The sequence below is a fragment of the Desulforhopalus glucosivorans genome, from assembly GCF_054397165.1.
Map to the genome: position 1 here is coordinate 5,016,535 of NZ_AP044854.1, position 13,795 is coordinate 5,030,329.

12 protein-coding genes are annotated in these 13,795 nt (G+C 44.6%); all 12 read left to right on the top strand.

Features of this window, described 5'->3' with window-relative positions:
* The first annotated feature begins 28 nt into the window (after positions 1-28).
* A complete protein-coding gene (pduL, locus tag ACX6CI_RS21495) occupies positions 29-700 on the top strand; it encodes a phosphate propanoyltransferase (protein ID WP_458775698.1) in 672 nt (223 codons plus the stop codon).
* On the top strand, positions 690-1,283 hold the full coding sequence (locus ACX6CI_RS21500; RefSeq protein ID WP_458775699.1) for a hypothetical protein: 594 nt from the start codon (positions 690-692) through the stop codon (positions 1,281-1,283). The genes pduL and ACX6CI_RS21500 overlap by 11 nt, the downstream gene beginning before the upstream one ends.
* 12 nt (positions 1,284-1,295) lie before the next feature.
* Positions 1,296-1,568: a EutN/CcmL family microcompartment protein gene (locus tag ACX6CI_RS21505; protein WP_458775700.1), complete on the top strand. Its 273-nt coding sequence runs from the start codon at positions 1,296-1,298 to the stop codon at positions 1,566-1,568.
* An 85-nt stretch (positions 1,569-1,653) separates the two neighbouring features.
* On the top strand, positions 1,654-1,971 hold the full coding sequence (locus tag ACX6CI_RS21510; RefSeq protein WP_458775701.1) for a hypothetical protein: 318 nt from the start codon (positions 1,654-1,656) through the stop codon (positions 1,969-1,971).
* 148 nt (positions 1,972-2,119) lie between these two features.
* The gene (locus ACX6CI_RS21515) at positions 2,120-3,439 is read left to right on the top strand and encodes a 4Fe-4S dicluster domain-containing protein (RefSeq protein ID WP_458775702.1); all 1,320 of its coding nucleotides are present in this window, start codon (positions 2,120-2,122) and stop codon (positions 3,437-3,439) included.
* 44 nt (positions 3,440-3,483) lie between these two features.
* On the top strand, positions 3,484-4,038 hold the full coding sequence (locus tag ACX6CI_RS21520; protein ID WP_458775703.1) for a BMC domain-containing protein: 555 nt from the start codon (positions 3,484-3,486) through the stop codon (positions 4,036-4,038).
* 753 nt (positions 4,039-4,791) lie between these two features.
* A complete protein-coding gene (locus ACX6CI_RS21525; protein WP_458778499.1) occupies positions 4,792-5,799 on the top strand; it encodes a TRAP transporter substrate-binding protein in 1,008 nt (335 codons plus the stop codon).
* A gap of 90 nt (positions 5,800-5,889) precedes the next feature.
* Positions 5,890-7,767 carry a TRAP transporter large permease gene (locus ACX6CI_RS21530; RefSeq protein ID WP_458778500.1) on the top strand — a complete coding sequence of 626 codons (1,878 nt, stop codon included), beginning with the start codon at positions 5,890-5,892 and terminating at the stop codon, positions 7,765-7,767.
* A gap of 70 nt (positions 7,768-7,837) precedes the next feature.
* Positions 7,838-10,321, top strand: coding sequence for a (2S)-3-sulfopropanediol dehydratase (gene hpsG / locus ACX6CI_RS21535; RefSeq protein ID WP_458775704.1), 2,484 nt, complete (start codon positions 7,838-7,840; stop codon positions 10,319-10,321).
* Between the two features lie 82 nt (positions 10,322-10,403).
* Positions 10,404-11,333: a (2S)-3-sulfopropanediol dehydratase activating enzyme gene (hpsH, locus tag ACX6CI_RS21540; RefSeq protein WP_458775705.1), complete on the top strand. Its 930-nt coding sequence runs from the start codon at positions 10,404-10,406 to the stop codon at positions 11,331-11,333.
* 107 nt (positions 11,334-11,440) lie between these two features.
* A complete protein-coding gene (locus ACX6CI_RS21545) occupies positions 11,441-12,823 on the top strand; it encodes a sigma-54 interaction domain-containing protein (protein ID WP_458775706.1) in 1,383 nt (460 codons plus the stop codon).
* Positions 12,824-12,919: 96 nt separating this feature from the next.
* Complete coding sequence (locus tag ACX6CI_RS21550; protein ID WP_458775707.1) at positions 12,920-13,645, top strand: sulfite exporter TauE/SafE family protein; 726 nt, start codon at positions 12,920-12,922, stop codon at positions 13,643-13,645.
* Positions 13,646-13,795: the final 150 nt, after the last annotated feature.

Genomic DNA, 13,795 nt, shown 5'->3' on the forward strand with positions numbered 1-13,795 from the left:
GTAAGATATTGAGAGGCATGAGTAGATTATGGCCGTAAGTGAAGAACTCATTTCAGCAATAGTTGGGGAAGTAACAAGGAGACTCAGAGAGCAGTCTCAGCCATCTAATAACAATGATATACCAATAGAGCTTTCTGCGAAACACGCTCATCTTTCCGAAAAAGATTGGTATGAACTTTTCAGTGAGCCTCCTAAGCAAATACGTGAACTTTCACAGCCTGGTCAATATCTTCTCGATAAGAGGATTCGTCTCATCGGTCCAAAGGGTGTGGTAGACAATATTGCTATTTTAGGACCATTTAGAAAAGAATCGCAGATTGAGCTCTCAGTCACTGATGCTCGTATGCTCGGAATCAATGCTCCGGTGCGACACTCAGGTGATCTTGATGGCACTCCGGGTGCTGTTATTTCATCACATGACGGTTTAATTGCTCTTGATCGCGGGGTTATTGTGGCTGGCAGACATATCCACATGCACCCTGATGATGCAGAGCGTCTTGGTGTTAAGGATATGGACCTTGTTTGTGTTCAGACAGAGAGTGCCAGGCCAGTCATTTTCCGTGACGTTCTTATCCGTGTGAATAAAGATTTTAGATTATCCATGCATATTGATTTTGATGAAGGCAATGCCAGCGGTTGTAGTTCAAAAACCAGATGTACAATAATTAAAAATGTCGCAGAGGTTCAGTGTGCGTGTTGATAAAGAACTCGTAGAGCAACTGGTGGTACAGATACTTGGACAGCTATCCAGTGGGCATGACGTGGAAAATGTTCTTGTCCTTGGCTCAAGGAGTGAGGCAGACCAGCTTAGGTTGCCAGGCAGCGCTGATTCTAAGGTTAACGTGCTCTGCGTGGATGATGTGTATAACGCGGGCGAAATTGACAGATATATTCTTCCAAGGCTTGAAGTAGAGGACATGGCTGATCTTGCTGTTGGTAAGGCAACTTCGAGTAAGGCCAAGGATGTCCTCGCGCTTCTTCTGGGCGGTAAGACTGTGGAAGTCTATCAGTATGGTTATACAAAATTTGAAGAAACCGCCCCCGTACAACTGTATCAACTGTACTCTGATTACGCAAAAACATTGAGTGATTTTGGCCTTTGCCCGCTTCAGAAACAGGTGAGAAGAGTGGTGAGAGTTACTTCGAAAGTTCTCAGTGAAAAAGATATTGAGAAGTGTGCTGCTGAAGGAGTGACGCGGATTGGTGTTTCCGGAAAAGCTCTTGTAACATCTCTTGCAGAAGAATGTGCTAAGAAATTCGGGATTGAAATTGAACGAAATTAAAGAGGTACATAAATGATAGTTGCAAAAGTAGTTGGAAATATCTGGGCCACCCGTAAGGAAGAAAGTCTGCAGGGAATGAAACTAATGATTGTTCAGGCTGTCGATCCGGTGACCAATGAAAACTGTCGGGCCTTTGTGGCTGTAGATCAGGTAGGTGCCGGTATTGGTGAGAATGTCATTGTGTCCACTGGTAGTTCGGCAAGGCTGGCAAAGCTTGGAAGGCACTCTCCCATAGATGCAATTATTGTGGGTATTGTCGATGAGATGGACGTGCCTAAAGGTTGAGGTTAAAGGACACGTAGGATTTTTACTCGATGCTGTAGGGTTTTCAGATTGTTGCTAAACAAATATTGATGTTGATGGAGAAATTATGAAGAAGAAGCTGGTTAGCGCAGAAAATATCTCTGATTTTCTAAGCACAGGTGCAAAGGAATTTCAAATTGATAACAGTATGATAGTTACATCCGGAGCGAAGGATTATCTGCGTGAAAAGGGTGTAAAGATTGTCTACGGAAAGCAGAGTTCTTGTTCTGCATCTCCTGCGAGCGTGAAGCCTGGCGTTGGCCAGGACCTTAAGAGTGTCGTGACTAGAATCGTTTCCATATTACGAAACGACCTTCAAGTAAGGGATGCTGCAACTGTAGAGAGTGTTACACAGAAAGTGCTGTGTGGCCTTAAGCGTAGATAGTTCCATCTTAGCACCTTACTCATCAAAACCTGTCGTAAAAAACAAGAAATTGAGTTGAGGTAAATGTATTGTTTCGAGTAATTCACAAGGCATTTATCCCGTTTGTCGGGGTTAGATTGTATTGAGTGTTTTTGGGGTTTAAGTAATTATGAGCAAGAATCCGATTGTTTCTGAAGTTCAAGAGAATGGTATTGTAGGGGCCGGTGGTGCCGGTTTTCCTACCCATGTAAAGCTGGCTTCAGAGGCCAATACCATTATTGTTAATGCTGCTGAGTGTGAACCGCTTATCCATAAGGATAAGGAGATACTCCTCCATCACACCGAAGAGTTCCTTGCGGGCTTAAAGATGGTCATGGAAGCCGCTTCTGCAAGTGAAGGCCTTATTGGTATAAAGGAAAAGCATACTCATATAATTGATCATTTGAATACGTATGTGAGTGGGGGAATTCGAGTTGCTCCAGTGGGAGACTTTTACCCGGCAGGAGATGAAATTACACTTATTTATGAGACAACCGGCAAGGTCGTTGAGGCTGGTAAGATACCAATAACCCAAGGCATTATCGTAAGTAATGTTGAGACTCTTCTTAATGTTGGACGAAGAAGACCGGTCACCACAACCTTTGTCACTCTTGGTGGCGATGTTGAAAATAAGGTGACCCTTGAAGTTCCCATCGGTATTCCAATTAGTACTCTGATCGACTACGCTAAGCCTACTATAAGTGACTACGCAGTGCTGCTAGGTGGGCCTATGATGGGAAGATTGACCACTGATTTTGGTGAGTTGACTTCAAAGACGAGTTCTGCCATTAATATCCTGCCTTCTGATCATACTCTTGTTAAAAGAATGCAGACCATGGGGCAGCCCGATACCGTGCGGAAGATTGGTAAGTCCGCCTGTGATCAGTGTGTGTTTTGCACAGCACTCTGTCCAAGATATCTACTTGGGCACCCCATTCAGCCCCATAAGTCCATGCGTTCTCTGATGTTCACACCTGTCGGTGAGTCTGTCCCTGAGATGCACGCCATGGCCTGTTGCGAATGTAACCTCTGTACGCTTATTAGCTGTCCGGAAGGATTGTATCCTGGAAGTGTAAGCTCTTTAAGCAAGCGCTTTGCCAGTTCACAGGGGATGCGATTTGACTCAGATGAATTCCCGTCCACTGGTCCCCATCCGCTCATAAAATATCGTCGCACGCCAACAAGTAAGTTGAAGCGTGTTCTCGATCTTAACCGCTTTGGTGACACCGGCCCTCTTGCAGATTTTAACTATAGTCCAAAGACTCTTTTTGTTCCAATGAGACAACATATTGGTAAGCCTGCCGAGGCAATTGTTTCTGTAGGGGAGAAGGTGAGTGGTGGACAGAAGATTGCTTCTGTGGGAAAAGATTTGGGAAGCGAAATCCATGCGCCTTTAGCTGGCACGGTTCTCAGTGTAAATGAGAATGTAATTGAGCTTGCAGTAGCCTGAGACGCTGTGAATTAACGTAATATTAACAATAAGTGAAGAAGACAATGGCAAATTCTATTGGTGTTATAGAACTTTCAAGTATAGCAGCTGGTTATCAGGCTCAAGATGCGATGATCAAGGCAGCTGATGTGCAGATTTTACTGGCAAGAACTATCTGTTCGGGTAAGTACCTTGTCATCGTTGGTGGAACTGTGTCTGCTGTGGATGCCGCGCTTGATGCTGGGGAATCCCAGGCAGGATCATACATGATTGAGAAACTCACCATTGCTAATGTTGACGAACAGGTCTTTGGTGCTATTGCAGGGTCGGTTTCTGTAAGCGATGATTCCTTTCGTGCCCTTGGGATTGTCGAAACCTTTTCAGCAACAAATATTATTGAGGCAGCCGATGCTGCTGCAAAATCCGCCGATGTCATAATTTTTAGAATTCATGTTTCCATGGCAATTGGCGGTAAGGGTTATTTTCTTGCAACTGGTGATGTTAGTGCAGTGCAGGCAGCAGTAGATGCAGCTTGCTCCGCAATTCAGCACACTGGAATGTTGATGAACAGGGTGGTTATACCTGCGGCTTCAAAGGAGTTGCTTCAAGAACTTCTCTAATTACGATTTCTCCTAAGGTGCAGGTTTGGGAATCATGGATTCCTGAGCCTGCCTTTGCTTTCTTTTCTGTACCCTCTAATCCGCAGTAGATTTTATTTCCCACTCAGCTATAACGTGGTTGGTGATTTTCTAAAATAGTCGTTAATTCGTTATGTTGCTATTGTAAATTTGCTATTTTAACGTTTGCTCTTTGTGTTGCTGTGGCATCATTTTCTTTCTGCTCCCAGTATATGGATTAATCCGCTCATATTCATTTCAAGTGTTACGTTGTTGCATTAAATGTTGCATATGCGAAACTAGAGTTGCAAAAATGCATCAATTAAAATATTGTTGTATGTCCCTGGAAAATCATGGAATTTCAACAAAGGTGCAAATGTGCAACATAGGTATTTCGATGTACCATCGTAGTTGGGAAATGTTCTCAGTAGTGGCGGGGCCTTCTGGTGCAAAATTACACTGGCTAATCGTGATCTGCTCATTGTTGTGTCACAATGTAGTTTATCATGTGTAAAGCGTGAATGTGGTCAATGTTGTTGGAATAAAACGAAATGTTGTTGATTGTGTCTCGATTGTAGATTGGTTTTCGATGCAAGGGGATGGATGTTTGGCAGGAGGGAATTAGTGATCAAAAGCGTAATTGCTGCAAAATGGCATCACTATTGCGAAGAGGGAGAGAACTACATTTTTGCAGTTTCTACGTATTCGGGCGAATTGATCGCCATTAAACATAGGTTGTATTCAATTGGAGGTAGTATGAGTTATTTAGGAAAGAAGGTTCTCGCAGCATTCCTCGCTGCTGGTCTGACCATGGGTGTGGCAGCATCTGTTCAAGCTAAGAAGATTACCCTTCGCCTAGGACACCCAATGGCACCAGGTAACAACGTAACTCTTGGTTATGAAAAGCTGAAAGAGCTTATTGAAGAGCGTTCTGAGGGAAAAATCAAAGTTCAGCTTTTTGGAAACGCAATGCTCGGAAGTGATCGTGTAACCATGGAGTCCACCCAGCGTGGTACCTTGGATATGGCTTCTGCTTCTTCCCCAAACATGGCGAACTTTTCTAAGGCGTTCATGGTTTTCGATCTGCCTTATATCACCAGCCCTGTATATCAGAAGAATCTTTATGCTGCTCTTGATAATGGTCCTTTAGGAAAATATCTCGCAGACGAGTGTGAGAAGATCAATCTTAAGCCAATCATGTACTCAGAGTACGGTTACAGAAATTTTGTTTCCACCAAAAAAGAGATCAAGTCCCTTGCGGATCTTAAGGGCCTAAAAGTCCGTACCACCGCTTCTCCTGTAGAGGTTGCTGTTGCAGCTAAGCTTGGAATGAATCCAACTCCGATCGCATGGGGTGAAGTTTACACCGCGTTGCAGCAGGGTACCGTTGATGCAGAAGGTAACACCTTTTCTCTTCTCAACGATGCTAAGCACACTGAAGTTTTAAAGTATGCAATGGATTCTGCACATAATTACTCCATGCATATTCTTCTCATGAACAAGAAGAAGTTTGATTCTATGCCTGCAGATCTTCAGGAAGTTGTACTTAAAGCAGGTCAGGACGCACTGAACTACCAGCGTGGAATTACTGCTGATCTTGAAGTGAAAGCAAATGAAGCTTTCAAAGCGCAGGGTATTGCTATTCACACCCTGACTGACGCAGAACGTGCTGAGTTTGTTGAAGCAACCAAGCCTACCTGGGCTGAGTTCGCCTCTGAGATTCCTGAAGAAGTTATGACACTTGTTCAAGATACCCAGAAGTAATTGCAATGCGGGGCAGTTCTACTGCCCCGCTACTTGCTGAATTTTTGAGGAGAGAACATGTCCACCCTCGCAAACGCCGATAAAGTAACCATGTCGACCCCCGACGCTAAACCATCAAATAAGCCAGGCACTTTTGGGAGTGTCATCAGTTGGCTGGATGAAAATGTAGAGAAACCTTTCCTCTTTATGGGGATGCTTTCAATCATCCTGATTATTACCTTTCAAACGTTTTACCGATACATTGGTCAATATCTCTCAGCAGATGCTGCTGGAGCTATCTGGACCGAAGAACTTGCACGATTTATTTTTATCTGGATTTCCTATCTCGCAATACCCATTGCAATTAAAAAAAGAAATAACATCCGCGTTGATATTGTCTATGATAGACTGCCTGCACGTTTCCAGGCGATCAGCTGGATGGTTGTTGACCTCTGTTTTCTGGCACTCGTCGCTGTCATTTTCTATATGGGCGTTGATAACCTGAAGATGTTGAAGTTATATCCACAACTTGCTCCAGGTACCGGCATGTCATATTTCTGGCCATATCTGGTCCTCCCGGTTGCCTTCGGTCTCATGGCTATCCGTTTGTTCCAGGATATGTTCAAGCAATATAAAGAGTGTGGATTTGTCGACACTCTTATCGCAATCACCTTTGTTGGAGCTCTTGCTGTTCCTGTATATTTTAGTGAAAGCCTCGGCACCCTGACTGTACTTTTTGGCTATTTCCTGATTTTCCTTGTGATTGGTGTGCCGATCTCTGTAAGTCTTGGCCTTGCAGCTACCGCAACTATCATTAATGCAGGAACCCTTCCAATCGAGTATGTGGCTCAGATAGCATTCACCTCCATTGATAGCTTCCCGATTATGGCCATCCCGTTTTTTATTGCGGCAGGTGTCTTCATGGGAGCAGGTGGTCTGTCTCGCAGGTTGCTTACCCTGGCAGATGAATTACTCGGATCACTGCATGGCGGTATTGCTCTTGCGGCAATTGCTACCTCTATGTTTTTCGCAGCGATCAGTGGCTCCGGGCCTGCAACAGTTGCAGCGATCGGATCCCTTACTATCCCTGCAATGGTTGAGCGTGGTTACGACAAACTCTTTGCAGCAGCTGTTGTTGCGGCAGCCGGTGCAATCGGTGTTATGATTCCACCAAGTAACCCCTTTGTTGTATACGGTGTTTCTGCACAGGTCTCCATCGGTAAACTCTTTATGGGTGGTATCGTACCTGGTGTTTTGACCGGTCTTTCCTTGATGGTTTTTACCTACATTTACTCTAAGAAAAAAGGTTGGCAGGGTGTTCAGCGTGAACGAACTGTCATGAGTTTTGTCAAGGCCTTCTGGGATGCAAAATGGGCCCTTATGGTCCCCGTTATCATCCTCGGTGGTATCTACGGTGGTATCATGACACCGACTGAAGCCGCAGCACTTGCAGCATTTTATGGTCTTGTTGTTGGTATCTTTGTCTACCGGGAGCTCAACCTGAAGAACATCGTTCCATGTTTTATGGATGCATGTAGTACCTCTGCGATCGTTATCATCTTGATGTCAATGGCCACCATCTTCGGCAACATCATGACCATCGAGCAGGTTCCAGCGACCATTGCCAATGCAATGCTCAGCCTTACCGAGAATAAGATTGCTATCCTGATGCTCATCAACGTTCTGCTCCTCATCGTTGGTACATTTATGGAAGCGCTTGCTGCAATCGTAATCTTGACACCAATTCTACTACCTATTGTGATGAAGGTCGGTGTAGATCCGGTTCACTTCGGTATCATCATGGTTGTTAATCTGGCCATTGGTTTTGTTACTCCACCGGTTGGAATTAACCTCTTTGTTGCAAGTGGTGTAGCAAATGTCAAAATTGAAAATCTGTCCAAGGTGGCGTTACCGCTGGTTGGTCTGATGATCATCGTACTTTTATTGATTACATACATACCAGCCTTACCGCTGCTCTTTGTAAACTAGGAACTAATTGCGAAAGGGTTGCCAGGTCAGCCCTTTTGCAGCTGTGAATAAATTATTTTAGGAGTCCATTATGGATTGTTGTGTATCCCCCCACGAGCAGCGTCTTTTAGACAAGATTGAAGGAAAAGAAGATATCTACCGCGCATCGCACCCCAGAGTATTCAAGATTCTTGATACCTTTGATGGTGTAAAGCCGGTTATTGATGTAGAGCGTGCGCAGTACTTCACCGAGTCCATGAAAGAGACTGAAGGTCAAATGCTCTGTCTTCGTTGGGCCAAAGCACTCAAGCACATTGCAGAAAACATCACCGTATATATTGATGAAGATAACCTCATCTGTGGTCGTGCAGGTGTAAAGGGTCGCTATGGCCTTCTCTACCCTGAGCTTGATGGTGATTTCCTTGATATCGCAGTAAAGGATCTTCCAAATCGTACCGAGTCCCCTTTTTCCATCTCCGCAGAAGATGCAAAGATTGTTGTGGAAGATATCGCCCCATACTGGAAGGGTAAGACCTACCACGAGGCACTTAATGCAGCCTTCCCTCCGGAAGTACATAAGCTTTCCTATGATGACCCTGAAGGTCTTAACTCCCGTTTCATCGTAAACGAGACTTCTTCATTCCGCTCTTCCATCCAGTGGGTACACGACTACGAAAAGATCTTAAAGCGTGGTTTTGGTGGTATTAAGCAGGAAGCGTTAGAGAAGATCGTAGCTCTTGATCCACTCTCTCCAATTGATAACTGCGAAAAGAAGCCATTTCTTGAGTCCATCGTCATCGTATGTGATGCAGTAATCACCTGGGCACGTCGTCACGCAGCACTTGCTCGTGAAGTTGCTGAGCAGGAAACTGATATGGTTCGTAAAGCTGAACTGTTCAAGATGGCAGACATCTGTGAGCGTGTGCCTGAGCACCCGGCAACAACATTCCATGAAGCTGTTCAGTCCCAGTGGTTCACTCAGATGTTTTCCCGCATCGAGCAGAAGACCGGTACCATTGTATCCAATGGTCGTATGGATCAGTATCTGTACCCATTCTACAAAGCAGATCTGGAATCTGGTATCATCGATTCAGAAAAAGCTCTTGAACTTCTTGAGTGTCTCTGGGTTGGAATGGCTCAGTTCATCGATCTCTATGTATCTCCTACCGGTGGTGCGTTCAACGAAGGTTATGCACATTGGGAAGCTGTAACCATCGGTGGCCAGACACCTGAAGGTCGCGATGCAACTAACGATCTCACCTACCTGTTCCTGAAATCAAAGCGCGAGTTCCCTCTGCACTACCCTGATCTTGCTGCACGTATTCACTCCCGTTCCCCTGAGAGATACCTCGCAGACGTTGCAGAGACCATCAAAGATGGTTCCGGTTTTCCAAAGCTGATCAACGATGAAGAAGTTGTACCTCTCTATGTCTCTAAGGGTGCGACCTTTGAAGAAGCGTATGACTACGCAGTGTCCGGTTGTACTGAAGCTCGTATGCCAAACCGTGATACCTACACCTCAGGTGGAGCCTACATCAACTTTGTAGCAGCGCTCGAGATGGTACTGTTAAACGGTAAAATGCAAAAGCATGGTGACGAAGAGCTGGGTCTTGAGACCGGCGATCCTACCAAGTTTGAGACCTGGGAGGAGTTCTGGGAAGCATACAAGGCGCAGCATCACCTGTTTTTGAAGACCGCTTTCCATCAGCAGTACACCATCAACAACCTGCGTGCTAAGCACTTTGCTCAGCCCATGGGTTCTGCAATGCACGATCTCTGTATGAAGCATTGCCTTGATCTCCATACCCCTCAAATCCCTGAAGGCATCAACATGGGTTACTTTGAGCACATGGGTCTAGGAACTCTGGTTGATTCCCTTTCCGCTATCAAGAAGCTTGTATTCGAAGATAAGAAACTGACCATGCAGGAAGTCATTGACGCCTGTGCCTGTAACTTCGAAGGCAAAGAAGATGTTCGTCAGCTCCTGATGTCCGCTCCTTGTTACGGAAACGATGATCCATATGCAGATGACATTGCAGTTAAGGTAGATGAGTTAAACGTACTCTACGGTCAGAAGTATGGTAAAGAGCTCGGCATGCATAACGATATCCGCTACGTACCATTCACCTCCCACGTACCTTTTGGTAAGGTTGTTGGTGCGACTCCAAACGGTCGTTTCGCATGGACTGCGCTTTCTGATGGTTCTTCCGCATCCCATGGTGCAGATAAGACCGGACCTACTTCAGTTCTTTTGTCTAACTACAACTCCAAGAACTACGGACACCGTGATCGTGCAGCACGTATGCTGAACATCAAGTTTACTCCTAAGTCCCTTGAAGGTGAGGAAGGAACAGACAAGATGGTATCTTTTATCCGTACCTTCTGTGATCTTAAACTGTGGCACGTACAGTTCAACGTCATCAATAAGTCCACCTTGATTGCAGCCCAGCAGGACCCTGATAAGTACCGTAGTCTGATTGTTCGTATCGCTGGCTACTCAGCATATTTCTGTGATCTCTCCCCAGATCTTCAGAATGACCTTATTGCCCGTACCGAGCATGAGGTAATGTCGTAAACTGAGATAGCTTTTTCACGAGCCCGCCACTGTTATGGCGGGCTTTTTTGTTTTTATAATTTGATTTTACCTGGCCAGAACTATGACAAATAAAGAAATTTCATCTAATGAAGGTACTGTTTTTAACATACAGAAATACTCAGTTCATGATGGGCCGGGTATACGAACTGTTGTCTTCTTAAAAGGTTGTCCACTCGCTTGTAAGTGGTGTAGCAATCCTGAGTCTCAAAGTTTTAAACCTGAGCTCGCCTATAATGAAAAAAAATGTATTACCCTCTCTGAATGTGTTCGATGCGCGGAAGTTTGTACCGCCGGTGCACTTGTAAAGGGAGACAATGATAAGATAGAGGTCGTATGGGACAACTGTAATGATTGTCTCGCCTGTACTGATGTTTGTCCAGCAGAGGCCCTTGTACCCTATGGCGAAGTGAAGAATGTAAAAGATGTTATTGATCAGGTGGAAAAGGATGCATCTTTTTATGCAAGATCCGGTGGTGGTCTTACCCTTGGTGGAGGCGAGCCTCTTGCGCAGCCTAAATTTGCAATTGCACTATTAAAAGAAGCGAAACATCGGTATATAAAGAGTGCTATTGAGACCTGTGGTTATGCGGCCAAAGAAGATTTACTTGAAGCATGCAAGTACTGCAATATGATCATGTTTGACATCAAATCAATGAATTCAGCAAAGCATGAAGAGTTTACCGGGAAAGCTAATGAACGAATCCTTGAGAACTTTATTGCCATAAGAGAAACCTACCCCAAATTGAAGATCCGGGTCCGTACTCCTGTAGTGCCAGGGTTTAACGATACTGAAGAAGACATTCAGGCTATTGTTGATTTTATTAAAGATAAGAATGTAGAATACGAATTGCTTCCCTATCACAGGCTGGGGACACAGAAGTATATCAATGTCGGTAGAGACTATCCGCTAGGGGATATTGCCCTTGATAATGATAAATTTTTGAAGCTTCGCAAGATTGCTCAGCAAAATGATGAGAAAGCCTCGTGCTAACATGTCGCAATGTTTTATGTTTAATAGAGATATCTTGAGGGTTCCACGTATAACTGTTTTCTCTTATTGTATAGGGGAAAACAGTTTCGCATAATAAAGGTACATCGATGGATCAATACCGTACACAACTCGCGCCCTTTATAGAAAACATACTTGCAGCTCTTGATGATGGTGTATATGTCACCGATAAGTATGGAATGACGCTCCATGTCAATAGGATGTACCAAAAGCTCACCGGACTTAGATCAGAAGATTTGCTTGGGCAAAATGTCCGTGTTCTTCGGGAAAAAGGTGTTTTCGATGAGATAGTAAACCCTATTGTCGTCAAAAGACAAAAGCCGGTCACAAGTGTCCAGGTTCTGAAAAACGGTAAACGCGTTGTTTTGCGCGGCTATCCTGTTTTTGATGATGATAAAAATCTTACCCTTGTTATCACCCTTGTTCGTGATGTCACTCTTATTGGGCAGATGCGCGAACAGATTATCAAGCAGAAAAAACTCATCTCGATTTATCATGATCAGATAGAACTTCTTTCTTCTACTGCACCGAGTAGTAACTCCTATGATGCCCCACAAATTCGTGAATTGACAGAACTGGTTAAGCGTGTTGCTGCAACCGATGCTACAATTATCTTACTTGGTGAAACTGGCGTAGGTAAGGATCGTTTTGCGAGAATGGCCCACGAACACAGCCCACGCAGAGATGAGATGTATCTGAAAGTTGACTGTGGAAGTATCTCAGAAAATCTTATTGAATCCGAGCTTTTTGGTTATGCACCTGGTGCATTTACTGGGGCAAACAGTAAGGGGAAGATTGGCCATTTTGAAATTGCAAATAAGGGAACAATCTTTCTCGATGAAATAGGGGAACTGCCTCTGACCATGCAGGCAAAACTGCTCCGTGTTCTGCAGGACCAGGAGGTAATGCGTGTTGGGTCTTCTATCCCTAAAAAAGTTGATGTACGCATCATTGCTGCAACCAATCGTAATCTTGAAGAAGAGGTTGAGAAAGGGAATTTTCGCATAGATCTCTTTTATAGACTCCGTGTAGCAGTGGTGGATATTCCTCCCCTTCGCCAGGTCCCGGGTATGATTCCGGGCCTTGTGCATCATTTCCTTGAAAAATTTGGTCAAAAATACAAGAAGGATATTCTTTGCCCGGATGGAACGATGAATATTTTTTTAACGTACAGATGGCCTGGTAATATCCGCGAACTTGAAAATACAATACAGAGTCTGGTGGTAACCAGCCAGAGCCACGAGATCCTTCCAATTGATTTACCACCATGTATGTGTGCTGCTATCTCGAACATGTCCAAAAAAACCGCCGCTGCCGTAAATGCAGAGTCTGGCCAGTCACTTAAAGAGATAATGTCCGGTCTTGAAAAACAGGTTATTCAGCAGACCCTTGATAAGCACGGTTCCGTGAATAAGGCATCTGAAGTTTTGGGTATTAACAGGACGACGCTGTTTCGCAAGATGCGCTCATAGGTAGATGTCACTTGCAACTTTCTCGCAGGCGAGTTAGATGCAGCATCTTAACCGTTAAAAAACGTTGTTCAATTTTCTTCAACCACTGGACGCACTATGCTGGAGTTATTTCTTATTACCCTGGGCTGGTGTGTTGGTGGCTTTGTCAATGGTGTTGCTGGTTTTGGTGCAGCTATGATCGCCATGCCACTTATTGCACCCTTTATCGATCTTTCCATAGCCGTCCCCAGTTGCACTCTCATTGTTCTCACTTTAAACTGTCAGGTAGGCTGGACATTTCGAAAATTTATTGAATGGCAGTATGTCAAAGGGATATTCATAGGTGCTATTCCTGGGGTCATTCTGAGTGTCTTCGCTTTACAATACCTTTCTGAGCAGATGTTGAAAATTGGCATGGGGGGCTTTATCTTTGTATACGCATTGTGGAGTCTTTTTGCCGACAAGGGGGGAGTAAAGGTCATAAGCCCTGCCTGGGGATATCTTTCGGGGCTCTTGTCATCCACCCTCGGGATGGCTTTCGGTTTTAATGGCCCGCCTCTTGCCGCCTATATTGCCTATAGTGGTTGTTCAGCAAAGGCTGTCAAAGGCCTTTTGGGTGCTGGTTTTATTATCACCGGTGTCTTTATTGTTGGTGCCAAAGGGCTCACTGGACAGATTGATTCGAAAGTAATGCTTATTTACCTGGCAGCCACCCCGGCTGTACTGCTGGGGAGTAAGCTCGGTATCTGGCTTTCGGCCCGTCTCAACGAATACTCCTACAGGAAGATTCTGTTTTTCAGCCTGGCAGCAATGGGTATGAATATTGTTGTACAGGCTGTGTGAGTCCACCAACTTCTAACCATTCAAAGAAATCGTATCGTTTTTAATTTTTGTAGGGTTTCGAAAATGCATCATTGTCCTGAAGGGTAATGAGTATTGTCCTCTGTATTGCCTCTCTATGTCCCTATAATCTCTATGTTAAGCGTCCCAAAG